The sequence below is a fragment of the Marinobacter litoralis genome (assembly GCF_003336705.1).
Taxonomy (GTDB): Bacteria; Pseudomonadota; Gammaproteobacteria; order Pseudomonadales; family Oleiphilaceae; genus Marinobacter; species Marinobacter litoralis.
On sequence record NZ_QMDL01000004.1, the window covers coordinates 247,142 to 270,408 of the forward strand.

The 23,267-nt window shown below is 54.8% G+C and carries 23 protein-coding genes; 4 read left to right on the top strand and 19 right to left on the bottom strand.

The window, feature by feature from the left end:
- Positions 1–130 precede the first annotated feature (130 nt).
- The 15 genes from DOQ08_RS14630 to DOQ08_RS14700 all read right to left on the bottom strand — a co-directional run bounded on the left by DOQ08_RS14630 (position 131) and on the right by DOQ08_RS14700 (position 16,961).
- Positions 131–928 (bottom strand): peptidoglycan DD-metalloendopeptidase family protein, encoded by a 798-nt coding sequence (locus DOQ08_RS14630; protein WP_206074875.1) that lies wholly within the window; start codon positions 926–928, stop codon positions 131–133.
- A gap of 278 nt (positions 929–1,206) precedes the next feature.
- Positions 1,207–2,166, bottom strand: a complete 960-nt coding sequence (locus DOQ08_RS14635) for a DUF368 domain-containing protein (protein WP_227537700.1) — start codon at positions 2,164–2,166, stop codon at positions 1,207–1,209.
- Positions 2,166–2,822, bottom strand: a complete 657-nt coding sequence (locus tag DOQ08_RS14640; protein ID WP_114335724.1) for a protein-L-isoaspartate(D-aspartate) O-methyltransferase — start codon at positions 2,820–2,822, stop codon at positions 2,166–2,168. The genes DOQ08_RS14635 and DOQ08_RS14640 overlap by 1 nt, the downstream gene beginning before the upstream one ends.
- The gene (gene surE, locus DOQ08_RS14645; protein WP_114335725.1) at positions 2,819–3,589 is read right to left on the bottom strand and encodes a 5'/3'-nucleotidase SurE; all 771 of its coding nucleotides are present in this window, start codon (positions 3,587–3,589) and stop codon (positions 2,819–2,821) included. Before surE ends, DOQ08_RS14640 begins: the two co-directional genes overlap by 4 nt.
- Before the next feature lie 24 nt (positions 3,590–3,613).
- Positions 3,614–4,672: a tRNA pseudouridine(13) synthase TruD gene (truD, locus tag DOQ08_RS14650; RefSeq protein ID WP_114335726.1), complete on the bottom strand. Its 1,059-nt coding sequence runs from the start codon at positions 4,670–4,672 to the stop codon at positions 3,614–3,616.
- Positions 4,669–5,148 (bottom strand): 2-C-methyl-D-erythritol 2,4-cyclodiphosphate synthase, encoded by a 480-nt coding sequence (gene ispF, locus DOQ08_RS14655; RefSeq protein ID WP_114335727.1) that lies wholly within the window; start codon positions 5,146–5,148, stop codon positions 4,669–4,671. Before ispF ends, truD begins: the two co-directional genes overlap by 4 nt.
- Positions 5,149–5,193: 45 nt before the next feature.
- Positions 5,194–5,895, bottom strand: a complete 702-nt coding sequence (gene ispD, locus DOQ08_RS14660; RefSeq protein ID WP_114335728.1) for a 2-C-methyl-D-erythritol 4-phosphate cytidylyltransferase — start codon at positions 5,893–5,895, stop codon at positions 5,194–5,196.
- A gap of 150 nt (positions 5,896–6,045) precedes the next feature.
- Entirely contained in the window at positions 6,046–6,318 is a 273-nt protein-coding gene (locus DOQ08_RS14665; protein ID WP_114335729.1) for a septum formation initiator family protein, read from the bottom strand.
- Between the two features lie 196 nt (positions 6,319–6,514).
- Entirely contained in the window at positions 6,515–7,810 is a 1,296-nt protein-coding gene (gene eno, locus DOQ08_RS14670) for a phosphopyruvate hydratase (RefSeq protein WP_114335730.1), read from the bottom strand.
- A 226-nt stretch (positions 7,811–8,036) separates the two neighbouring features.
- On the bottom strand, positions 8,037–8,882 hold the full coding sequence (gene kdsA, locus DOQ08_RS14675) for a 3-deoxy-8-phosphooctulonate synthase (protein WP_114335731.1): 846 nt from the start codon (positions 8,880–8,882) through the stop codon (positions 8,037–8,039).
- Positions 8,883–8,884: 2 nt separating this feature from the next.
- The gene (locus DOQ08_RS14680; protein WP_114335732.1) at positions 8,885–10,513 is read right to left on the bottom strand and encodes a CTP synthase; all 1,629 of its coding nucleotides are present in this window, start codon (positions 10,511–10,513) and stop codon (positions 8,885–8,887) included.
- 88 nt (positions 10,514–10,601) lie between these two features.
- On the bottom strand, positions 10,602–11,945 hold the full coding sequence (tilS, locus tag DOQ08_RS14685) for a tRNA lysidine(34) synthetase TilS (protein WP_114335733.1): 1,344 nt from the start codon (positions 11,943–11,945) through the stop codon (positions 10,602–10,604).
- On the bottom strand, positions 11,929–12,882 hold the full coding sequence (gene accA / locus DOQ08_RS14690) for an acetyl-CoA carboxylase carboxyl transferase subunit alpha (RefSeq protein ID WP_114335734.1): 954 nt from the start codon (positions 12,880–12,882) through the stop codon (positions 11,929–11,931). The genes tilS and accA overlap by 17 nt, the downstream gene beginning before the upstream one ends.
- 102 nt (positions 12,883–12,984) lie before the next feature.
- Positions 12,985–16,467, bottom strand: a complete 3,483-nt coding sequence (dnaE, locus tag DOQ08_RS14695) for a DNA polymerase III subunit alpha (protein WP_114335735.1) — start codon at positions 16,465–16,467, stop codon at positions 12,985–12,987.
- Between the two features lie 2 nt (positions 16,468–16,469).
- Positions 16,470–16,961: a TlpA family protein disulfide reductase gene (locus tag DOQ08_RS14700; RefSeq protein ID WP_227537701.1), complete on the bottom strand. Its 492-nt coding sequence runs from the start codon at positions 16,959–16,961 to the stop codon at positions 16,470–16,472.
- 67 nt (positions 16,962–17,028) lie between these two features.
- Here DOQ08_RS14700 and arsC point away from each other — a divergent pair, with 67 nt between their 5' ends.
- The 4 genes from arsC to DOQ08_RS14720 are packed head-to-tail and all read left to right on the top strand — an operon-like array spanning position 17,029 to position 20,238.
- Positions 17,029–17,382 (top strand): arsenate reductase (glutaredoxin), encoded by a 354-nt coding sequence (arsC, locus tag DOQ08_RS14705; RefSeq protein ID WP_114335736.1) that lies wholly within the window; start codon positions 17,029–17,031, stop codon positions 17,380–17,382.
- 24 nt (positions 17,383–17,406) lie between these two features.
- The gene (gene wrbA, locus DOQ08_RS14710) at positions 17,407–18,012 is read left to right on the top strand and encodes an NAD(P)H:quinone oxidoreductase (RefSeq protein ID WP_114335737.1); all 606 of its coding nucleotides are present in this window, start codon (positions 17,407–17,409) and stop codon (positions 18,010–18,012) included.
- A gap of 34 nt (positions 18,013–18,046) precedes the next feature.
- A complete protein-coding gene (locus DOQ08_RS14715) occupies positions 18,047–18,406 on the top strand; it encodes a DUF2069 domain-containing protein (RefSeq protein WP_114335738.1) in 360 nt (119 codons plus the stop codon).
- A gap of 26 nt (positions 18,407–18,432) precedes the next feature.
- The gene (locus DOQ08_RS14720) at positions 18,433–20,238 is read left to right on the top strand and encodes a GspE/PulE family protein (protein WP_114335739.1); all 1,806 of its coding nucleotides are present in this window, start codon (positions 18,433–18,435) and stop codon (positions 20,236–20,238) included.
- Here the strand turns inward: DOQ08_RS14720 and DOQ08_RS14725 are convergent, their stop codons facing one another.
- The 4 genes from DOQ08_RS14725 to DOQ08_RS14740 are packed head-to-tail and all read right to left on the bottom strand — an operon-like array spanning position 20,239 to position 23,188.
- The gene (locus DOQ08_RS14725) at positions 20,239–21,303 is read right to left on the bottom strand and encodes a DUF3080 domain-containing protein (RefSeq protein ID WP_114335740.1); all 1,065 of its coding nucleotides are present in this window, start codon (positions 21,301–21,303) and stop codon (positions 20,239–20,241) included. It abuts the gene before it with no gap.
- Between the two features lie 12 nt (positions 21,304–21,315).
- Positions 21,316–22,008 carry an acireductone synthase gene (mtnC, locus tag DOQ08_RS14730; RefSeq protein WP_114335741.1) on the bottom strand — a complete coding sequence of 231 codons (693 nt, stop codon included), beginning with the start codon at positions 22,006–22,008 and terminating at the stop codon, positions 21,316–21,318.
- Entirely contained in the window at positions 22,005–22,565 is a 561-nt protein-coding gene (locus DOQ08_RS14735) for a 1,2-dihydroxy-3-keto-5-methylthiopentene dioxygenase (RefSeq protein WP_114335742.1), read from the bottom strand. Before DOQ08_RS14735 ends, mtnC begins: the two co-directional genes overlap by 4 nt.
- Positions 22,562–23,188, bottom strand: a complete 627-nt coding sequence (locus tag DOQ08_RS14740; RefSeq protein ID WP_114335743.1) for a methylthioribulose 1-phosphate dehydratase — start codon at positions 23,186–23,188, stop codon at positions 22,562–22,564. The genes DOQ08_RS14735 and DOQ08_RS14740 overlap by 4 nt, the downstream gene beginning before the upstream one ends.
- Positions 23,189–23,267 lie beyond the last annotated feature (79 nt).

Sequence of the window (23,267 nt, forward strand, 5' to 3'; positions counted from 1 at the left end):
TTCTTTTTGTTATCTCGGGCCCATCGGTTTTGCTTCTATTCAGGACATTAACGTTTCAGTTGGCAATTTCCGTTGCCCTTTTTCTTGTTTTACTTTTTGGTGCATCCCGGCTCCCTCGGGGAACCTTCTTCTAACGCCTTGGCAGATATCGTGAGGGGTCAACCGGGTTGCCATTTTTCCGAATTTCAAAATGCAACATCGGCTTGTCCGTTCCACTACTGCCCAGTTCGGCGATAACCTGCCCTGCTTTTACTCCCTCTCCTTCTTGCACTAAAATCTTGCGGTTGTGTGCGTAGGCACTCAGGTAGTGTTCGTTGTGGTTCACGATAATCAGGTTACCGTAACCGAGCAACCCGTCTCCTGCATACACCACGCTTCCATCTGCTGCTGCTCTAACAGCATCCCCGGGTCGGCCAACAATATCAATGCCTTTATTGACTTTTCCCGACGTAGAATACGAAGCAATTACGGTGCCAGCATGCGGCCAACGCCACTTGATATTGGCAACAGTCTGTCTGTTTTTTGAGCCAGAACTCCGAACCGGAGGGGCTTTCGATACCGCCTTTTCTGAAGCAGCGGTCCTCGACGACGTTCTGGATGCCGGTGGTTTCGCCACCGGCTTTCGCCTGCTCTGAGCAGATGAGTCGGCCGTGTGCCTTATTTTTCCCTTCCGGTCCAGCCTGAGCACCTGTCCCGCTTTTATATTCCAAGGCGGCTTCAGGCCATTGGCATCCCCGAGCTCACGATAATCCCGGCCATAGCGCCAAGCAATGCCATACAAAGTTTCGCCGCCTTTCACCACATGACTTCCCCAATAAACCGGTGGGTTATAACGATCGTCGTTGTAGATGGCAGCCGTATTACAACCGGAAAGAAAAATCGCAGAAAAGAGGAAGATCAGAAGGGTTGGCAGGTAGCTTTCTCGCAAACGGCCATCCGATGAGCTGCCGCTTGATGGGCGGCGCTTCCCGGGGTTCGCTGAATAGTGGTACCTGCTTTTAAAAATCACAAATAAGCCAACGCCTGATTATAATAAATCCATCTAAGAAACTGGACGTGCTGCACGCACATTCTTATGTTTCAGGACTAACCTTTTAATATATTGCACGTTTCGGCAGTGATTCCAAGTTACTGCTGGCTCAGGTTTGTTACCTTCCGGAACACGTTTTTTGTGCGCCAAGTAACACTTTTCAGCAGACAGACTACTCATTTCCGGGAATCAGCCCGCCGACGGCCCACCATCTCAAGCCCTACAACGATCGCTAACCCCACACAGGCCATCAACGTTGCCAAGCCCACTAAAGGCTCCTGACTGTAAAGCGTAGCCCAGGTATCGGGACTTACCGGCAACTGGGTTAAGGGCACCTGCTCTCCTGAACTGTTCGTGCGCCAGCTCAAGGTTTCCTGCCAGGGCCAAACTTTCACCAGAGCACCGATCATAAACCCGGTTAACAAGGCCAGCACGATGTCGTGAGCGTGCTTGAAAGCCAAGGTAATGAGGCGGGCTACTGACAACAGACCGATCAGGCAGCCCGCCATGAATATACCCAAATCACCGATAGCAGCCGTCTTTATGGCCGCCAGAACCGGTGCGTACATGCCGATAATCAGCAACAAAAAACTGCCTGAAATACCCGGCAGTATCATGGCACAGATGGCGAGGGCCCCAGCACCAAGAAAGGCTAGCGCGGAAGGGTCAACTTCACTGGCTGGCAAGGTGGTTACCCACCAGGCAAAGACCACTCCGGTGAGCAAAGGAATCAATAACACCGGAGAATAACGCTTCACTTGCTGGCCCACGTGCCAAACAGAAGCGACAATCAACCCAAAGAAAAAGCTCCAAATTAGGATTGGGTGTTCATCCAGGAGCCATGTAATCAATGAGGCCAGGCTGACTATGCTGGTCAGGACACCCGCCAGCAACGAAACCAGAAAAAAACCATCAATGGCCCGCCAGAAGCCCAGAAAATCACCGCGGACCAGCTGCCGGAAAAAAGCGACGGGAGCAGCACTGATTGCCTCCAACAACCGAAAGTAAATTCCGGTGATGAAGGCGATGGTGCCGCCGGATACGCCGGGAACGATATCCGCAGCGCCCATAGCCATGCCTCTCAGGAAAATACCGACCGGATGGTGGGTTCGATTATTCTCATTCACCTCGGACATCAACGAACCACCCCACCCAATAGCGGAACAAACTTAACCGGCTCCAACTCTCTGCGCTCGAAGTTATCGCCCCTACGGACAATTTCCACCAGCACCTGGTCATGCTCACCCACGGGTGCAATCAGGACTCCGCCATCGGCAAGTTGTTCCAACAATTCTTTAGGAACATCAACCGGTGCCGCGGTAACGATAATGCCATCGAAGGGCCCACGGTCTGGCCACCCCATTCCCCCATCGGCGTGCTTGAGCATGACGTTACGTATATTCAGTTGACGAAGCCTATCCCGGGCCCGCTCTTGCAACGGACGGATTCGTTCAACGCTGTACACTTCTTTGAACAGCTGGGAGAGCACAGACGTTTGATACCCTGACCCAGTACCTAACTCCAATACTCTGGTTGGCTCGTGAGCCAGCAGCAGCTCGGTCATGCGGGCAACGATATAAGGCTGTGAAAGCGTTTGGCTATATCCAATCGGCAACGCTGTGTCTTCATAGGCCCGGTGAGATAACGCCTCGTCCAGAAATATATGGCGCGGGATTTGCCCGATCACTTCCAGCACCTTGTCGGATTCGATGCCTGATTCCCGCAGGCGCTGAACAAGGCGCATCCGCGTGCGCCGGGAGGTCATTCCGATACCTTCAATCTGAGCGTTCATTGATCGACAACCTCGACACCGTCCAGGCCTTCTAGCCAGCTCTTAAGTTCAGGAAGCGCTGCGTGACGGGTCATATCAGTATGCACCGGCGTAATCGATACGCATTTTTGACTGATTGCATAGAAATCGGTTCCCGGCCCGGCATCACCACCGCGGCCCGCGGCCCCTATCCAGTAACGCTTTTTACCTCTCGGGCAGGTCACCGGAACAACGCCCTCGGCACGTTCACGATGCCCCAAGCGGGTGATGCAGAATCCAGCGAGTTCCTCCCAAGGCACATCGGGCACGTTGACGTTGAGTATGGATCTGGGCCCCAGGGTCAAGGCGTGAGGATTTTCAAGTAAACAGCGAACAACCTGCGCGGCGGTCTCGTAATGAAAACGCCCTTCATTCACCAAAGACACGGCAATGGCAGGCAAGCCAAGATGGCGCCCTTCAGTGGCTGCCGCCACGGTACCCGAGTAGATAATGTCATCGCCAAGATTGGCGTGGGTATTAATCCCTGAAACCACTCGATCGAAAGGGCTGTTGAACAAGCCATTGACCGCCAGATGAACGCAATCCGTCGGCGTGCCGTCAACAGACTGGAAACCGTTCGGGTGTTTCTCAACGGTCAGCGGACGGCTCAAGGTCAGAGAATTGCTGGCGCCACTGTGATCGCGGTCCGGTGCAACCACCTCCAGCTTGCCCAAACCCTGCAGCCCTTCATACAAAGCCACCAAGCCCGGCGAGTGAACGCCGTCATCGTTTGACAATAGAATTCGCAAAATGATCTCCAGCTAGCTCGCTTATTACTTATTATCACGGCTGAGGCTCATGTCCTGCAGCTCGAACAGGTCACCCAACACAGTGGTTGCGTACTGACCTGGCGGCAGTAAAAAATGAAGCCGCAACGTATTATCCTCAACCCAATCCCAGCGTAACTGAATAGGCTGAGTGACCAACGCGCGACGTTCCGGCTTCATGCGGGTGCTTGAAAAAAGCCGCTCAAACTCCGGATGCCTCGCAATAACTGATCGTTCTAATTTTTCTTGTTCGCCGGTGGCTTGGGTACCACCATCCCCCCAAAGCGGGCCTGTTGATTCTCCGTTTTCAGACGGTTCTCCAGGCAATTGAGCAAACCAATTACCCGCACTGACTCGCTCCGCCAATACCTCGTTAAACAACCAGGAACGTGCCGCCGAAAAGTACAATACGTTTTTCGAGGCACGTCCGCCACCGCCACGGCGACCACCGCGCTTTCGGTTTAGACGAGTAGGGTCAAGTGTCACGGCTTTATCCAGATTACCACCAGCCAACCCAAACCTCTGAGGACCAAAGTAATTGGGCGCACCACGCTCAGCTAACAGATTCAACGCTGCGTCAATCTGAGACCGATCACCACTGACTTCCCGTAAGACCAGCTCGAAGCCATTGTGCTCATGCTCACCTCGACGGAGTTTTCGCGCGTGCCTGCGATGAGCCAGTACCGGCCAACGCCGGGCGATCGCTGACAGCAATTCTGCATCTTCGGATTCCATACCCGGCCGGTACAAACTGAACCATTGCACCGTCACGGCATGGCGGTCTTTCAGGCCGCAAAAGCCCACTTCAAATGTTTTTGTATCGGCCAGGATAGCCAATTCACTGGCCACGTACTCGGTGTTATCACCGGTTTTCTCCAGTCGCACACACAGGTGTTCACCGGCACCCTTGTCCCCCGCCTGGGCCCCTTCAAACTCCGGCCCCAGATACTCGGTCACCCGAAAATCTTCAGGACTGGCCTTGAGCAAAGCGGATGCGGGCCGGATGCCCGAAGAAGTAGGCCAATCAAGACGCCAGCGTGCTTTGCCTTCCTTCGACTGAGTCACAGCGTCACCGGCTCAAGCAAGCACACCGCCTGGCATGCAATGCCCTCGCCTCGACCGGTGAATCCGAGTTTCTCGCTGGTTGTAGCCTTTACGCTCACCCGGTTAACAGGCACCCCCAAATCCGCAGCGATGTTCAAACGCATCGTTTCAACATGAGGCGCCATCTTCGGAGCTTGAGCAATAATCGTGGTATCGATATTAACCACCGAAAAGCCCTCATCCTGAACCCGCTGCATCACCGTTCGCAGCAATTCACGGCTATCAGCCCCGGCCCACTCATCACTGGTATCCGGGAACAAATGACCAATATCGCCCAATGCCACTGCACCTAACAGGGCATCGGCCAGCGCGTGCAAAAGAACGTCGCCATCCGAGTGGGCTTTCAGCCCCTGACTGAAGGGAATCTCAACCCCTCCCAAAATGACAAAATCGCCCTCACAAAAGGCATGGACATCAAAGCCCTGGCCAATACGCATGGTCATCTCCGAATCAAAACAAGAATGTACGGGGAGGCAAAAACCTTACTGCCGACTTAGAATGAACTCGGCTAAACCAAGATCGGACGGCACCGTAATCTTCAAATTATCCGCCCGGCCTTCCACCAAAAGAGGCATATTACCGGAAAACTCCATGGCAGAGGACTCATCTGTAACGCCATGGCCACTTTTAAGGCACAGTTCCAGCGCCGACTTCAGAGCACCGAAGCGAAACATTTGAGGCGTCAACGCCCGCCATAGCTGGCTTCGGTCCACGGTTTCTTCAACCTCAGGCTCTGCGCCCCTGCCCGCTAACTTCAACGTATCCGCCACCGGCGCCGCAAGCAGCCCACCTACCGGGTGCTCAAACAGCGTATCAATCAGATTGGAGAGATCATGAGGATGCAAACACGGCCGCGCGGCATCGTGCACTAATACCCAATCGTTATCATCTGCTTGCCCATCCAATGCATGCAGCGCCGAAAGTACGGAGTCTGCCCGCTCGTTCCCGCCAGTGCAGGTCTGGATTCGGTCGTCGTTAGCGGATTCACTGTCGGGCCACCACTGATCCCGGGAATTGAGCGGCACCATGCAACCTTTAAACGGCGCATTATCCAGCAAGCGAGACAGGGTTATATCGAGGATAAATCGGTCAGAGATTTTCAGGTACTGCTTGGGACATTCGGCTTTCATGCGCTGGCCGATACCAGCGGCAGGAACCACAAGCCAAAGATCAGAATGTTTCATCGGAAAACCCGCACCACGTTAGAAGAGCGCCGGGGAGTGTCTCTCCGGGAATGTCGTGGCCATGGATGGCCGGAGAGAAGCGCACATGGAAGTGCTCGTAGCGGTTCCCGGAGAGACACTCCCCGGCGCTCGAAACACCCAAACTACAACTTACTTTTCGACAACGAGGAAAAACGTCTCATCGTCCCGAATCAAGCCCAGGTTCATGCGGGCCCGCTCTTCCACCGCCCCCTGCTGATTTCGCAGGTTACGAACCTCTGCATAAAGCCGGTCATTCCGAGCTGCCAGCCCGGCATTCTCAGCCTGCTGTTTGGCAATCGCTTCTTCCAGTGCCCAAACTTGCGCAAAGCTACCCTCCCCGACCCACAGGCGAACCTGTAGCAGGAGAATCAGCACAGCAAGAATGGCCCAAAGCGTTTTCATTCAGATCAGCTCAGAAAATAACCAGTTTCAGATTAACGTCAGAAAGTAAGTATAGACGCTCAGGTAGATTAGCAAGAATTCATCGCAAGTTATTGGACGAAAAGGCCATTGTGTCTGAATTTTCATCCAGAACGCGATGGCCTTAACATTTTGTCACCTGATAACTCGCGCTATCAGGCATACCGCCGGCTAGTGTTTAGCCTTGGCCTTTGATCTCGCTCAGACCGCGGTAAGGCGCTTTGCCTTCCAGATCACCTTCGATACGCAGCAACTGGTTGTACTTAGCTACACGATCAGAACGGCACAAAGAGCCTGTTTTGATCTGGCCAGCGCAAGTCGCCACAGCGAGGTCAGCAATGGTTGTGTCTTCAGTTTCACCGGAACGGTGAGAGATAACCGCAGTGTAACCGGCCTCCTGAGCCATTTTGATCGCGTCCAGAGTTTCAGACAAACTACCAATCTGGTTGAACTTAATCAGGATGGAGTTACCAACGCCCTTCTCGATTCCCTGCTTGAGGATCTTGGTGTTGGTTACGAAAAGGTCATCACCGACCAACTGTACTTTGCTGCCCAGCTTGTCAGTCAGCACTTTCCAGCCGTCCCAGTCGCTTTCGTCCATGCCGTCTTCGATGGATACGATCGGGTAACGCTCGCACAAGCCTGCCAGGTAATCCGCAAAGCCTTCAGAGTCGAAGCTCTTGCCTTCGCCAGTCAGCTGGTACTGGCCGTCTTTGTAGAATTCGGAAGAAGCACAGTCCAGCGCCAGAGTAACGTCTTTACCCAGTTCGTAACCGGCTTGTTCAACGGCTTCCTGGATTGCAGCCAGTGCAGCTTCGTTAGATGGCAGGTTAGGTGCAAAACCACCTTCGTCACCGACTGCGGTGTTCAGGCCTTTGGCCTTCAGAACTTTCTTCAGGCTGTGGAAGATTTCAGCACCCACGCGCAGAGCTTCGGCGAAGCTGGTTACAGACACGGGCTGAACCATGAATTCCTGAATGTCGACGTTGTTATCGGCGTGCTCGCCACCGTTCAGGATGTTCATCATTGGAACCGGCATGGAGAACTTGCCAGACGTGCCGTTCACATCAGCAATGTGCTCGTACAGAGGCTTGCCCAGTGAAGTGGCGGCAGCTTTAGCCGCAGCCAAAGACACGGCCAGAATGGCGTTTGCGCCCAGGTTGGCTTTGTTCTCGGTGCCGTCCAGGTCGATCATGATCTGGTCCAGAGTGCGCTGTTCAGCTGCGTCTTTTCCTACCAGTGCGTCACGGATCTGGCCGTTGATGGCCGCTACCGCTTTGCGAACACCTTTACCAAGGTAGCGGGAGCTGTCACCGTCACGGAGTTCCAGCGCTTCGCGGGAACCGGTAGATGCTCCGGATGGTGCACAGGCACGGCCCAGGGTTCCGTTTTCCAGAATTACGTCGGCTTCAACGGTTGGGTTACCGCGTGAATCCAGAACCTCACGAGCTTTGATGTTGGCAATCTTGGTCATTCGGATGTTTCTCCAGTCTTAACTTTTAATTTTGTGCCGGAGCAAACAACTGGAAGGCCTTGGCGAAAAACGCTACGAGCACATCCATGTGCGCTTCTCTCAGGCCATCCATGGCCTTCGAAATTTTCGCCAAGGCCTTCCAGCCGTTTGCTCTCAAAGTTCGCAGTATGCCGTCGCGTACTAAACGCTTCGTATATGCGGTCTTTCAAATTGCGGACACCGCCAATCAGGCGGTGTCTATAGGTTTAAAACTTTTTACCAGACCATCTACGGCTTTCACCCGCTGAAGGAACGGCTCCAGCTGGCTCAGGCGCAGAGCGCATGGGCCGTCGCATTTGGCTTGATCGGGGTCAGGGTGTGCTTCCAGGAACAGGCCCGCTAACCCTTGCGACATACCGGCCAGAGCCAAGTCGGTCACTTGCGCGCGGCGGCCGCCAGCGGAATCGGCTCGTCCACCCGGCATTTGCAGCGAGTGGGTGACGTCGAACATCACGGGAACATTCATCGACTTCATGATGCCAAAGCCCAGCATATCGACCACCAGATTGTTGTAACCGAAGCTGCTGCCCCGCTCACACAAGATGATGTTGTCGTTACCTGCTTCTTCACACTTGGTGATGATGTGTTTCATCTCCTGAGGCGCAAGGAACTGAGCTTTCTTGATGTTGATCACCGCGCCGGTTTTTGCCATAGCAACGACCAGATCGGTTTGACGGCTCAAAAATGCAGGCAGCTGGATGATATCGCACACTTCCGCGGCAGGCGCAGCCTGTGCGGGCTCGTGGACATCTGAAATAATGGGGACACCAAACTTGCTTTTAATGTCCGCCAGTATCTGCAAGCCTTTATCCAAACCGGGGCCGCGGAAAGAATTCACGGACGAGCGGTTGGCCTTGTCAAAGGAAGCCTTGAACACGTATGGAATGCCCAGCTTGTTGGTTGCTTCCACGTAGGCTTCTGCAACCTCCATGGCCAACTCGGGCGATTCCAGAACGTTCATGCCGCCGAAAAGCACAAACGGCTTTTCGTTAGCGACTTCAATGCCAGCGACGTTAACCACGCTCTTCGCCATGCTTACGATCCCTTCTTGTTCGCCAAAGCGGCCTCAACAAAGCCTTTGAACAGCGGGTGGCCGTCGCGAGGTGTTGAGGTGAATTCCGGGTGGAACTGACACGCCACAAACCAAGGATGGTTTGGTGCTTCTACAACCTCTACCAATCGGCCATCGGTAGAGCGGCCAGAGATATGCAGGCCAGCTTCTTCCAGCTTTGGCAGGTAGTGGTTGTTAACTTCGTAACGATGACGATGACGTTCACGAATGGTTTTCTTACCGTAACAAGCGGCAATGGTAGAACCTTCGGTCAGCACACAGTCCTGAGCACCCAAACGCATGGTACCGCCCAGGTCTGAAGCTTCAGTACGCTCTTCAGTGTTGCCGCTGGCGTCCAGCCATTCGGTAATCAGGCCAACAACCGGCGCCGGTGAATGCTCACGGAACTCGGTACTGTGCGCATCTTTCAAACCAGCCACGTTACGAGCGTATTCGATAACGGCTACCTGCATACCCAGGCAGATGCCGAGGTACGGTACTTTGTTTTCACGGGCGTACTGGACTGTGCGAATCTTGCCTTCTACGCCACGCTCACCGAAGCCACCGGGGACCAAAATAGCGTCAGCGGACTCAAGCACTTGAGTACCTTCGCGCTCGATGTCTTCGGAGTCGATGTAATTGATGTTGACCTTGGTGCGGGTCTTGATGCCGGCATGCAACAGGGACTCGATCAGGGACTTGTAGGCCTCCAGAAGCTCCATGTACTTACCCACCATGGCGATGGTGACTTCTTGCTGCGGATTCATCAGAGATTCCACAACTTCGTCCCACTCACTCAGGTCTGCTTCCCGTGCATCGAGATTGAAGCGGTCTATCACCAGCTGATCCAGGCCGTATTCGTGAAGCATCCGCGGAATCGCATAGATAGACTTGGCATCCTGCATCGGAATGACTGCGCGCTCTTCAACGTTGGTGAACAGGGCAATCTTTCGGCGGGAGCTGGCATCGACTTCGTGCTCGGAACGGCACAGAAGAATATCGGGCTGCAGGCCGATGGAGCGCATTTCTTTAACAGAATGCTGAGTCGGCTTGGTTTTGATTTCGCCAGCGGTGGCGATGTACGGAACCAGCGTCAGGTGCATGAACAACGCACGCTGAGCCCCAACCTCTACTTTCAGCTGACGACACGCTTCGAGGAACGGCAGGGATTCGATATCACCTACGGTTCCGCCGACTTCAATCATCGCCACGTCAGAACCGGCAGCACCTTCGATAACACGGCGTTTGATTTCGTCAGTGATATGCGGAATCACCTGAACGGTGCCACCCAGATAATCACCACGACGCTCTTTGCGGATAACCTCTTCGTACACCCGACCGGTGGTGAAGTTATTACGCTTGCTCATCGGTGTGCGGATGAAACGCTCGTAGTGGCCAAGATCAAGGTCGGTTTCGGCACCATCTTCGGTGACAAACACTTCACCGTGCTGGAACGGACTCATGGTGCCGGGGTCCACGTTGATGTACGGATCCAGCTTGAGAATAGTGACCTTCAGGCCGCGTGCCTCCAGGATGGCTGCCAATGAGGCAGACGCAATACCTTTGCCCAAAGAGGACACAACACCGCCGGTGACGAAAATATAACGCGTCATGCAGATTCCATGATTATCTGGTTCGGTAAAGGGGGGAGATTGTTCATCTCAAGATGGGACATCAGACTACCAGAAAGCCCTCACCTACTCAATCAAAATCCCGCTCCACGATAAGCCGCCAACCGGTCGCCGGGGCGCTTCCGGAGTATTGGTCAGAACACCACAAATCGCCAACCGCAACCAACTCTTCACCTTCGCTACGCTGCCTGTAAATCAAGGGCAGCAAAGCTCTTTCCCATGGTGGAACGCCCTGTTCTTGAAGCCAGGTTTTCAATGCCCGGGACGGCCCTTCAGGGCGGATTCTTATCCGTTCACCCCCCTGCCTCGTAGATACCCGTATTGGCGGCGGGGGAATTTTTGAGTTACTCGTTGGCGGCGCCTGCGTTAAACGGAGCTGCCAGCCTCCCCATACCGCCAATTTATTCGGGAAAAGGTTGATGGGCCCTTTCGGCAGGATCACGTTGGGCACGAGATAGAGATAACCGCGATATCGGCGCAGGCTGAACCCGGCACCTCGAATTTCCGGCGCACGGTCCTCTGCCGCGTTCAGGAGATCAGAAAGGCCTTGATCCAAGCTGGCGCTCGGCGGTACCTGAAACCGTTTTTCTTGCAGCCACCAACGCACCAGATTTCGCTGTTCGAGTGCGCTTAATTCTCGCAATTTCGCCAACGCCAACCGACCTCTGTCTGAGCAAGACTGCCAGTGCAACTCAGCCAATCGCTGATTTAACTCCGCGCTTTCCCGGCATGCGGCGGCGCTGTGCCCCATTCGCTTGAGCAATCCCGGCCAACGTTTTTTCAAACCCGGAATGATGGCATGGCGTAGAAAATTTCGATCATAAATCTGGCTGACGTTGCTCGGGTCCTCAATCCAACTCAGCCCTGAACGACCGGCCACCTCTTCCAGTCGGTCGCGGCCAACCGCCAACCATGGACGGTGCAAGCTTCCCTGCCCCATAGGCCGACTTGCCGGCATTCCAGCAAGGCCACTTACTCCCGAGCCGCGCAACAACCGGAACAGGACCGTTTCAGCCTGATCATCGCCATGGTGAGCCATTAGAATCAAATCACCATCACCTAGTCGCCGCGCGAACACCTGATACCGGGCATTCCTAGCAGCCTCTTCTAGCCCACCAGCCCCCGTGTCGGATACTTCTACGTCAACGCATTCAACCAAAATAGGCACACCCAAGCCCTCACAAACATCGCGACAGAACTGCTCGGTCTGCTGATGATTAGCCTGGAGCTGGTGATTGATATGTATGGCTGTGATATCGGAATGGCAGGATGCTACTACGTGAAGCAGCAACGCCGAATCCAGGCCACCGCTAAAGGCGACCCAGAGACGGGAGTGTTCAGGGAGAGTGTTGATTGGCCCTAGTAGGTCGTTCGGCCAATCAACGGGCCGGGCGGGGTTACCGCCCGCCTTCATACTTGGTCAAACGCTCGTACCGGCGCGCAATCAGCTCATCCTGAGGCAAACGACACAGCTCAGCCAAGCCTGTTTCCAATTGCGCTTTTAGCGTTTCAGCCATATTTTCAGGGCTACGGTGCGCTCCGCCTAACGGCTCTTCGATCACGTTATCGGCAACGCCCAGCTCTTTCAGCCGGTCCGCCGTCACACCCATGGCCTCTGCGGCAAGCGACGCATATTCAGCACTCTTCCAGAGGATGGAGGCGCAGCCTTCGGGCGAAATAACGGCATAGGTTGAATACTGCAACATGTTCAATTGGTCGCATACGCCGATGGCGAGAGCACCACCGGAACCGCCCTCACCAATAACCGTCGAAATGATCGGCGTTTTCAGCCGCGACATCACCGCCAGGTTAAAGGCAATCGCTTCACTTTGCCCACGCTCTTCGGCTCCGATCCCCGGATAAGCACCCGGGGTATCGATAAACGTCAGAATCGGCATTTTGAACCGTTCGGCCATTTCCATCAGACGCAAGGCTTTTCGATAGCCCTCCGGGCGAGGCATACCAAAGTTACGCTTAACTTTGTCACGCACCTCTCTCCCTTTCTGATGCCCAATGACCATGACCGGTTGGTTGCCCAAACGAGCGGTGCCACCCACGATGGCGTGATCGTCTGCGTAGCGGCGATCGCCGTGCAGCTCATCGAAATCATCAAAGATCAGGTCGATATAATCCTGAGTGTAAGGCCTGCGCGGATGTCGGGCCAAACGGGCTATATCCCAGGGCTTGAGATCAGAGAAAATGCTCTCGGTCAGACTGACGCTCTTCTTTTTGAGGCGACTGATCTCATCGGTAATGTTGATATCGGTATCGTTACCCACCATTCGAAGCTCTTCAATTTTGGCTTCCAGGTCGGCGATCGGCTGTTCGAAATCCAGGTAATTAGGGTTCATGATGTTCCATCATTTGATTGCCAGGCGGGCCAACGCCCACCCAAACCAGAATTTGGGACAAAGATAGCAGTGCTTGCCGCAGAGCAAAAGCGGACATTGGTCTTAATCATAGACCAGTTCTACGGCTTGGTCGCCCACCAGGTGCTTCAGTTCAAATAGAAGATCGTCATCCGGCTGGACCCGCCAGGACTCCCCTAACTCGATGCGCGTGCGGGCTTCTCCACTGCTGTACTCAATCCATATCGGGCTACCGTCGTTACGGAAAGGCCGCAGTGTGTCGTCTAACTTGTCCAACAGACCATTTTGTAATTGGTCAGCGTGCAACTCCAATCGAATGCCCCGGCTGAACTGCTGCCGCGCTGTGGCCACGTCTGTGACTGAGCTAACGCGCATTTTCATCTGACCTGAGTAATCGTCGTGGCTGACCTGCCCTTCCAGCACAATGACTTGATCCGATTGCAGCAACTCCCGGTTTTCGAAATAGGCCTCGGAAAACAGGGTGGCTTCAATCCGGGCGCTTCGGTCATCCAAGGTGATGAAGCACATGGTTGAACCTGTGCGGGTTTTCATGGTGCGCTGCGCGACCACCAAACCCGCCACTCGCTGAGGCGACTTGTTGGGCTTCAGATCCGAAATCGACGAGCGCACAAACCGTCGCACCTCTTTCTCGTACTCATCAAAAGGGTGGCCGGTAAGATAAATACCCAGCGTATCTTTTTCACCTTTCAGCCGTTGCTTTTCGGGCCATTCGCGTACATCGGCCACGTCGGCATAAACGTCTTCATCGTCGCCGCCACCGAGCATTTCGCCAAACATATCTACCATGCCTACGGCATCGTTCCGAGACTGCTGGCCGGCCTGCTGAATGGCTTTATCGATACTCGCCATCAGCTGAGCCCGCGTAGCTCCGAGCTTGTCCATAGCACCGGCGCGAATCAACGCTTCCATGGCACGCTTGTTAACTTTCTTCAAATCCACCCGGCGAGCAAAATCGAAAATATCCTGGAACGGGCCACCTTCTTTTGCGGCCGCAACGACACTTTCGATAGGACCTTCACCCAAGCCTTTGATCGCGCCCAAGCCGTAAACAATCTGGCCGTCATCGTTGACGGTGAAGGTGTACTCGGAACGGCTGACGTCTGGCACCAACAGGTCCAGCTTCATGTTCCGGCATTCTTCGACCAGCGTGACCACCTTATCGGTGTTCTGCATATCCGCAGTCAGTACCGCGGCCATAAACTCAGCCGGGTAATGGGCCTTCATCCAAAGGGTCTGATACGACACCAAGGCGTAAGCTGCGGAGTGGGATTTGTTAAAACCGTAGCCGGCGAATTTCTCAACCAAGTCAAAGATGTTCTCGGCCAGCGTTTTATCAATGCCGTTGTTGGCACAACCCTCCAGAAAAGAGGCCTTCTGTTTGGCCATTTCTTCGGGCTTTTTCTTACCCATCGCCCGCCGAAGCATGTCGGCGCCACCCAGGGTGTAGCCCGCCATCACCTGAGCGATCTGCATGACCTGCTCCTGATACAGGATAACCCCGTAAGTGGGCTCCAATACTGGTTTCAGGCCTTCATATTGATAATCCGGGTGCGGGTAGGACAGCGGTTGCCGGCCATGCTTCCGGTCGATAAAGTCGTCAACCATGCCCGATTGCAGCGGGCCCGGCCGGAACAGCGCCACCAGAGCGATCATATCTTCCAGCGAGTCTGGCTGCAGGCGACGAATCAGGTCTTTCATGCCTCGGGATTCAAGCTGGAAGACCGCCGTTGTTTCAGCCTTTTTCAGCATGTCGAACGAGGCTTTGTCGTCCAGAGGAATCGTCGCTATATCAAGTTCCGGCTCCCCGCGCTTTTCACGGCGCGGGTTAATCATGTGCAGAGCCCACTTGATGATGGTCAGGGTCCGCAGCCCCAAGAAGTCGAACTTCACCAACCCGGCTTCTTCAACGTCACCTTTATCGAACTGGGTGACCAGACTTCCACCTTCGTCATCACAATACAGCGGCGAAAAATCCGTGATCTTGGTGGGCGCGATAACGACGCCCCCGGCGTGCTTACCGGCGTTCCGGCACACACCCTCAAGTTTAAGAGCCATTTCCCAGATTTCCTGGGCCTCTTCGTCCTGCTCCAGAAATTCCTTGAGCTGGGGCTCCTGCTCAATCGCTTTGTTCAGAGTCATACCTACTTCGAACGGAATCAGCTTGGACAGCTTATCCGCCAGCCCGTAGGACTTACCCTGCACACGCGCTACATCTCGCACCACCGCCTTCGCCGCCATGGTACCGAAGGTAATAATCTGCGAAACCGCTTCACGGCCATATTTCTGGGCGGTGTATTCGATAACCCGGTCACGGCCCTCCATGCAAAAGTCGACGTCGAAGTCGGGCATGGATACCCGCTCCGGGTTCAGGAACCGCTCAAACAGCAAATCGTATTCAAGGGGGTCCAGATCGGTAATCAACAACACATAAGCGACCAGCGAGCCGGCACCGGAACCCCGCCCCGGCCCAACGGGCACGCCGTTATTCTTGGCCCACTTGATGAAGTCCATAACGATCAGGAAGTAACCCGGGAACCCCATCTGGATGATGATGTCGAGCTCAAATTTCAGCCGCTCCTCATAAACCGCCCGTTTTTGATCGTATTCCGGATCATCTTTGCTGAGAATCGTCTCCAGCCGCATTTCCAGGCCTTCTTCCGACACTTTGCGGAAGTAATCGTCCATGGTCATGCCATCCGGGATCGGATAGTTCGGCAGGAAGTATTCACCCAGCCGCACCTTCACTGAGCAACGGCGAGCGATTTCGACGGTGTTTTCGATGGCTTCGGGAATGTCGGAAAACAGTTCGATCATTTCCTCGGCGCTGCGCAGGTATTGCCGGTCACTGAACCGGCGATCACGACGCGGGTCGTCCAAAGTGCGACTTTCACCAATGCAGACCCGGGCTTCATGGGCCTCAAAGTCGTCGGCAGTCAGGAAGTGCACATCGTTGGTCGCCACAACGGGCAGGCCCATTTCAGCTGCCAGTTCAACGCTCAGGTGCAGGCAATCTTCATCACCGGCCCGATCCGTACGCTGCAATTCCAGGTAATAGCTGCCGGGGTACAAGTCTTTCCAATACTGCGCGCGCTCTCGCGCCAAATCTGGTTTGTCAGCCAGCAAGGCTTTTCCTACGTCGCCCATTTTTGCGCCGGACAACGCGATCAAGCCACCTGCGCGAGCCTCCAACCATTCTTTTCTGACAATCGGTTTGCCGTACTTCTGGCCTTCGGTATAACCCAGAGAAATGATTTCGGTCAGATGCAGGTAGCCGTCGTTATCGCGTGCGAGCAACGTCAAACGGAACGGATTTTCGGGCTCATCCGGGTTTTCCAGCCACAGGTCGGCACCGATGATCGGTTTGATGCCTGCGCCCATGGCACCTTGATAAAAGCGAACCAAGGAGCACATATTGGACTGTTCAGTCAGCCCGACCGCAGGCATACCCAGTTCAGCCACTCGGCTGATCAGTGGTTTGACCCTAACCAGGCCATCCACCATGGAATATTCGGAGTGTACGCGCAGGTGTACGAAAGTATTTGCCATGTTCAATTGCCGATCACTGTGCGGATATCATCTTCGGTTTGAGGGCCAAAGCGCGTCTCGATGAGCTCACCGCCCGGGCCAACAATAAAGGTAGCAGGAAGGGCTACCGGCATATTCCAGCCAAACACTGGCGCGGGGTCTTTCGCCAGCATGGTGTATTCGATCCCCATTCGCGCCCCTAGATCCCGCAAAGACTCACCTTCGATGCCATCAAAATTAACGCCCAAAACGGTAATATCCGGCGCTTTGTCGAGCTGGTTCAATTCAGGGATTTCCTCAAGGCAGGGCTTGCACCATTCGGCCCAATAATTCACCAGCACCCATTGCCCGCGATAGCTGTCCCAGCTTTTGAGGGTGCCATCGGCTTTCTCCAGCTCCACTTTACTGCAACCAGAGAGAGCCAACCCCGCACTCAGCACCAGCAATGCTAACCAACGTGGCTGAGATAAAGACGAGGCGATTCGTGGAATGGACAAGTACCGAGGGTACTGCAAGGGATTTCCTCCTGTTAGACTACGCCCCAAAATAGACCGCAATCACAACTGTTAATCGAGCATGACCATGACAGAACAAACCCGTATTTTCCATAACCCACGGTGCTCAAAATCACGTCAGACCCTTGAGCTACTTGAGCAAAAAGGCATCGAACCGGAGATTATACGCTACCTGGAGACACCTCCGACAGAGCAAGAGCTATTACATATTCTTGATTTACTGGGATGCGAACCCCGGGAGCTCATGCGCACCAAAGAACCCGAATACAAAGAACAGAACCTGGCCAACCCCGAGTTGACCCGTGAGCAGCTGGTTCAAGCGATGGTAGCCACCCCCAAGCTTATTGAGCGCCCCATCGTTCTTGCGAACAACAAAGCCGCCATCGGCCGCCCGCCAGAAACTGTACTGGATATCCTTTAAACAGAGCCCTCTCAGGAGCTAGGCATGAGCAATTCCAGCCCTTACATACTTGTTCTCTATTACAGTCGGAACGGCCAGACGGCTGAAATGGCCAAGCAGATCGGGCGCGGAGTTGCCCGCGTGGCTGGAATGGAAGCGAAAATCCGCACCGTGCCTCCCGTGTCGCCAGATACCTCTGCGAGCCTGCCTGCGGTGCCGGATACCGGCGCGCCCTACGCCACGCGAGAGGATCTCGCCGATTGCTCCGGCCTGGCCCTGGGCAGCCCGACACGTTTTGGCAACATGGCGGCACCGCTCAAGCATTTTCTGGATGGCACCGGGGACTTGTGGCTGAACGGCAAACTAGAGGGCAAACCCGGCGGTGCTTTTACCTCGACCGGTAGCCTGCATGGGGGACAAGAAACCACCCTGCTCACGATGATGTTGCCCCTGTTGCACCACGGCATGGTATTGTGCGGCCTCCCCTATTCGGAACGCGCCCTGAACGACACCACCTCCGGCGGAACACCCTACGGGCCTTCTCACTGGGCAGGCACTGGCGCCGAACAAGATCTAAGCGAACACGAACGAATTTTGTGTCAGGCATTCGGTGAACGACTGGCTCGCTTGGCCCAGAAACTGTCTGACTGATTCTTACAACGACGCTAAATATCCGGAACCTTTTATGCTTCATAATGAAAAAGCCAAAACCACTGCACGCGTAACCAGCGGGCTCTACCTCGCCGTATTGGCTACACTGGTTCTGACCACGTTCTACCCTGCGCCGGTTGAGGGAGTTTCCATCGGTCTGATGTTGTCGGTCAAATTGTTACCTTTGCTGGCGTTTATTGTTCCCGTATTCCGTGGTCACAATCGCGGTTATATCTGGATGTCGTTTGTGCTGATTTTTTACTTCACCCAAGCGGTGGTATCCGCTTGGCTTAGCGAAGGCGCACTCGGGCCTGTCATCATGACAGTACTAACGTTCCTGCTGTTCACCGTTGCCATGATGCATTTGAAAGTGAACCGCGCGGTTGCCGCCTAACGCACCCCATTTGAGAGGCAATACGGATGGCTGATCAAACACTCGCAATGCCAGCGCCACCCCACCACCGCACACTCACACTGAGAGATGTGTGCACTGCACTGGTGGAAAGCGAGGAAATCAGCCAACAGGATGCCGAAAAAGTGCTGACGGCCAACCTGGGCTCGGCCTCAGAAGGCGCAAACAAAACGCCCAGGCACCCTCTCGAACTAGTCGCCATTGCAGGCCTGAGCAGCCAAATCGACGGGCGCACGCTGGATCTGGAACGTTTGACCCACTGGCTGGCAACCTGGGGACAGCAAACCTACTACCACATAGACCCTCTGAAAATTGACACTCCGGCCATTGCCCAGGTTATGTCGTATGCATTCGCCCAGCGCCACGGCATTCTGGCGGTCGAGATCACCAACGACGAAGTGGTGATTGCCAGCAGCGAACCGTTCAAGCGAGAGTGGGAGAGCAACCTTCGCCAGGCTGTTCGTAAAGACATTCGACGCGTGGTCGCCAATCCGGAAGCTATTCGCCGGTATACCGTCGAGTTTTACCAACTTGCGGCCTCGGTCAGCAAAGCCGGTGGCGGAAAAAAAGCGGGGCCGGCCGGCAACCAGAATTTGGAACAACTGCTGGACCTAGGCTCCAGCGATAACCCCGATGCCAATGACCAACATGTGGTCAAAATTGTCGATTGGCTGTTGCAGTATGCCTTTGAGCAGCGAGCATCGGATATCCATATCGAGCCTCGGCGGTCCGTGACGCAAGTGCGGTTTCGCATCGATGGTGTGCTGCATAATGTCTACGAATTCCCCGAGCATGTCGGCACCGCCATCACCAGTCGCCTGAAAATTCTGGGCCGTTTGAACGTTGCCGAAAAAAGGCGACCGCAAGACGGGCGCATTAAAACCCGCAAACCCGACAATCGGGAAGTCGAACTTCGCTTAGCCACCATGCCCACCGCCTTTGGCGAAAAAATGGTGATGCGAATCTTTGATCCGGAAGTGCTGCTGAAATCGTTTGAACAGCTCGGTTTCAGCAAGGAAGACCGCAGCCGATGGCACAGCATCACCTCACGCCCTCACGGCATTGTGCTGGTGACCGGCCCCACAGGCTCAGGCAAAACCACGACACTGTACTCTACCCTGAAGCAGCTGGCCTCGCCGGAACTGAACATTTGTACCATTGAAGACCCGATTGAAATGGTGGAGCCTGCATTCAATCAGATGCAAGTCCAGACCAACATCGACCTCACTTTCGCCCGCGGCGTAAGAGCACTTCTCCGCCAAGACCCTGACATCATCATGATCGGTGAGATACGGGACTTAGAAACCGCCGAAATGGCGGTACAAGCCGCTCTGACTGGCCACTTGGTGCTATCGACATTGCACACCAATGACGCGCCAAGCGCGATTACCCGTTTAATGGAACTGGGCATCCCACCCTACCTGATCCGGGCCACGGTGCTCGGTGTCATGGCGCAGCGTTTAACCCGCAATCTTTGCCCGCACTGCAAGCAACCGAGCGAAGCCGACGAGCAAGCCTGGCAAACGCTGACCCGCCCGTGGAAAGCACCGGCACCTAAGCAATTTTTCCACCCGGTAGGCTGTCTGGAGTGCCGCAATACGGGCTACATGGGGCGCTCAGGGGTTTACGAAATCATGACGATGTCCGATAACCTGACCCACCAGATAACCGATCGCTGCGAGTTGGAAGCCCTGAGACGGGACGCTTACAAAGAAGGCATGAAATCGCTCAGGTTAAGCGGTGCCCAGAAGGTAGCAGCCGGGCAAACCACGGTTGAAGAAATCCTTCGGGTAACGCCGGAAAGCCAGCGCTAATCAGGCTCCGGGCCGCAGGCCACACTGGGCCAACAAGTCCTGCCAGTGCCGGGTATGGCGCATCATCGCCTGGTCCAGTTCGCGCCATAGGCTACCGCCGGAATCCTCCGACAGATGCCGGCTATACCAGCTATCGAACGCCTCCGGAATCACTCCTTTTTGCTGTTCGGCCAGACGGGCAAAGCCACGAATCAAACTGTCCCGAGCCCGGCTAACGGCGCTCATATAGGGCTGAACCTCGCCGATATAGATCTTGAAAAAGAAACTCTGAACGATGTTGGACTGATTGTTGGACTTACCGTTTAAACATAACGGTCGCCCTTCAAGCCTACTCCGCAGTGTTTCTGTGCCCGAGTTCAGCGTCGCAATCAACAAACGTGCACTGTTAATCACCTGCCCCGCCAGAAACTGCGCTTGCCAGCGCTGGTGTATCTGCCCGAGATCACTCAACGGTACGCCCAGTTTTTGGTTGTTCAGAGCTTTGACAATCTCGTTCAGTTGATCCAGATCCAGAGCCAGGTCGGTCAGCGCATTCTGCTCGGCCGCCACGGGGTAGTAGCCTTTCGACAAGGTAAACAGTTTTTCAATCTCTTCGGTGCCCCACGTGGCATTCCATACCGCCAGCGAAAGCGTCTCGCGCTTGCTTGCAACGGCTTGCTCGAGCGTGGCCTGCAATTCCGCGTCGTCAATCTGTTGCACGCAACGTTCCGCGCTTTGGATAAAACGAATTTCATATCGCAGACGGTTGATTGGCTGCATCACCCGGCCCATCACGGAATTTCTTTCACCCACCACGTATTGGAGTTCACAACCGTAAAGGGAAAGAAAATCGAGCATACCCAGCTCCAGCTCGGGAATCTGCAGAACACGGTCACGGCGCTTGGGGAGTGTGGTGGCGGGGGGCAATTCTGAAGGCACGGAGGCTTCGGGGGCGTCGAGCACCCGGGCCAGCCGGCTCAGGTACTCGTCCATCATGGGTTCTGCCTCGGTGAACGGATTACATCCCGACAAAAGCAGAACAAGAAAACCCGGAATCAGCCATTGCGTTCTTCTGTCGCCGGGCATCGTTTCTAGCTCCTAACGTTTGCGCAGGAGTGCATCAACCTCTGCAAAATTACGGGCGACAAAACGGTCAGTGTCAGGCAGATCACCTTCGCGGATCAGCCACGCCGTTTTCAAGCCTGCCTGTTCGGCCGCGTCGAGTTCCGCTTCAACATCCGACAGGAATAGCACCGTCTTGGGTTCAACGCCAAGCTCAGCCAGTATGTTGTGATAAGACTGGGCTTCTTTTTTGCCGCCCACCATGGTGTCGAAGTAGCCGGAGAAGAACGGGGTGAAGTCACCTTCATTGCTGTGACCAAAAATCAGTTTCTGGGCTTTAACCGACCCGGATGAATACACGAAAAGCCTCAAACCACGGTCATGCCATCGCTGCAGGTAGTCCGCCGCGTCCGGGTAGATATGCCCTTTCAATTCACCGCTTCGGTAGCCCTGCTCCCAGATCATTCCCTGGAGTGCCTTCAAGGAACCTTCTTTGCGATCTTCGGCAATCCAGTTTTGAAGCACATCAATCAACCCTTCAACATCTTTGCTATCGGTCCCGCTTTTTTCGGCCACGATCGCCAACTGCTCGGATACTGCACGAGTGGTGTGGTGATGCTCACGAATAAAATCCGGCAGATGCTTACTGGCGTAGGGAAACAGCTCGTCGTGTACAAACGAAATCGAGCTGGTGGTGCCTTCGATGTCGGTCAAAATAACGCGAATCATGCCTTCACTCCTGCCAAGGCCTCATACCTAGGTATCTGTGCAGCAATATCTTCGCCGGTAAAGCTAGCCACCCACCCTTCGGGATTGGTAAACAAGCGAATACAGGTAAACTCCGGCTCTGCCCCCATATCAAACCAGTGCCGGGTGCCATTAGGCACACTGATCAGGTCGTTTTTCTGACACATCACCGCGTAGATCTGATCGTCAAAATGCAGGTAAAACAACCCTTGGCCGCGCACAAAAAACCGCACTTCGTCTTCGCTGTGAGTGTGCTCGTCCAGAAACTTTTTACGAAGTTCGGTTTTCTGAGGATGGTCTGAGGTAAGGCTGACCACGTCGGCTGTCTGGAAACCACACTCTTGCTTGAGCTGATTAACTTCGTCGGCATACACCGCCAAAATCTGCTCCTGACTGGCATCCGACGGAAGATCGCGGGTGGGCCAACGCTCAAAGCGGACACCTTGCTCCTTCAACGTGTCGCTAATCACTTGCGGATCAGACGTGACCGTATGAGCGGTGTCCGGCTGGTTCTGGTTGAAAATGCTCAGGGTCGTCATCGGCAGACTCTCATGGTTTCAAGTTCACATTCAAAAAGGAATTCAAACGCTTCCACATGACGAAGGCAATCCTCCATCGTCTCGCCCCAGGTATAAAGGCCGTGGCCCCGAATAAGATAACCTGGCTGCTCCGGGTGATGCTGGAACCACTCTCGAGTTCGTTCCGCCAGCGCCGGAATATCCTGGGTGTTTTCAAAGACCGGAATTCTCAATCGGCCGTCGTGGCTGTCTACGCCCGGAAACGCCTTCTGCAGCTCATACCCTTCTACCTCAAACGGCGCACCGGCTTCAATCAACCGACTTAACACTGTCGCCTTTACGGAGTGCGTATGCAAGACAGCGCCGACATCCGGATAGATTTGGTAGAGAACGGTGTGCAAGAGAGTTTCAGCAGAAGATTTCGCATCGCTCTGGACAGGGTTGCCGTTAAGATCCACCACCATGACATCGTTGGTGGAGAGCCGTCCCTTATGCCGGCCCGATACGGTAATAGCAATATGGTCGGGATCTAGACGTGCGGAATAGTTGCTGCTGGTGGCGGGTGACCAGCCTCGATCGTAAAGAAAGCGCCCGGCATCAACAATGGCCTGAGCCGCTGTGGCGTATCGGGTTACATCAAACATTGGCTCACTCCCGGTTAGAGTTGGCCCTTCGGGGCGGATATCGGCCGCCATTATAGGGCGGCCGATCGCTCCGGCAAAC

Coding starts and splice junctions, on each gene's coding strand:
- kdsA (WP_114335731.1), bottom strand. CDS start 8,882: ATGGCGAAGAGCGTGGTTAACGTCGCTGGCATTGAAGTCGCTAACGAA.
- arsC (WP_114335736.1), top strand. CDS start 17,029: ATGACAGAACAAACCCGTATTTTCCATAACCCACGGTGCTCAAAATCA.
- DOQ08_RS14680 (WP_114335732.1), bottom strand. CDS start 10,513: ATGACGCGTTATATTTTCGTCACCGGCGGTGTTGTGTCCTCTTTGGGC.
- accA (WP_114335734.1), bottom strand. CDS start 12,882: ATGAACCCTAATTACCTGGATTTCGAACAGCCGATCGCCGACCTGGAA.
- DOQ08_RS14665 (WP_114335729.1), bottom strand. CDS start 6,318: ATGAAAACGCTTTGGGCCATTCTTGCTGTGCTGATTCTCCTGCTACAG.
- DOQ08_RS14635 (WP_227537700.1), bottom strand. CDS start 2,166: ATGTCCGAGGTGAATGAGAATAATCGAACCCACCATCCGGTCGGTATT.
- DOQ08_RS14740 (WP_114335743.1), bottom strand. CDS start 23,188: ATGTTTGATGTAACCCGATACGCCACAGCGGCTCAGGCCATTGTTGAT.
- eno (WP_114335730.1), bottom strand. CDS start 7,810: ATGACCAAGATTGCCAACATCAAAGCTCGTGAGGTTCTGGATTCACGC.
- tilS (WP_114335733.1), bottom strand. CDS start 11,945: ATGAAGGCGGGCGGTAACCCCGCCCGGCCCGTTGATTGGCCGAACGAC.
- ispD (WP_114335728.1), bottom strand. CDS start 5,895: ATGAAACATTCTGATCTTTGGCTTGTGGTTCCTGCCGCTGGTATCGGC.
- DOQ08_RS14725 (WP_114335740.1), bottom strand. CDS start 21,303: ATGCCCGGCGACAGAAGAACGCAATGGCTGATTCCGGGTTTTCTTGTT.
- wrbA (WP_114335737.1), top strand. CDS start 17,407: ATGAGCAATTCCAGCCCTTACATACTTGTTCTCTATTACAGTCGGAAC.
- dnaE (WP_114335735.1), bottom strand. CDS start 16,467: ATGGCAAATACTTTCGTACACCTGCGCGTACACTCCGAATATTCCATG.
- DOQ08_RS14640 (WP_114335724.1), bottom strand. CDS start 2,822: ATGAACGCTCAGATTGAAGGTATCGGAATGACCTCCCGGCGCACGCGG.
- mtnC (WP_114335741.1), bottom strand. CDS start 22,008: ATGATTCGCGTTATTTTGACCGACATCGAAGGCACCACCAGCTCGATT.
- DOQ08_RS14715 (WP_114335738.1), top strand. CDS start 18,047: ATGCTTCATAATGAAAAAGCCAAAACCACTGCACGCGTAACCAGCGGG.
- DOQ08_RS14735 (WP_114335742.1), bottom strand. CDS start 22,565: ATGACGACCCTGAGCATTTTCAACCAGAACCAGCCGGACACCGCTCAT.
- ispF (WP_114335727.1), bottom strand. CDS start 5,148: ATGCGTATTGGCCAGGGCTTTGATGTCCATGCCTTTTGTGAGGGCGAT.
- DOQ08_RS14720 (WP_114335739.1), top strand. CDS start 18,433: ATGGCTGATCAAACACTCGCAATGCCAGCGCCACCCCACCACCGCACA.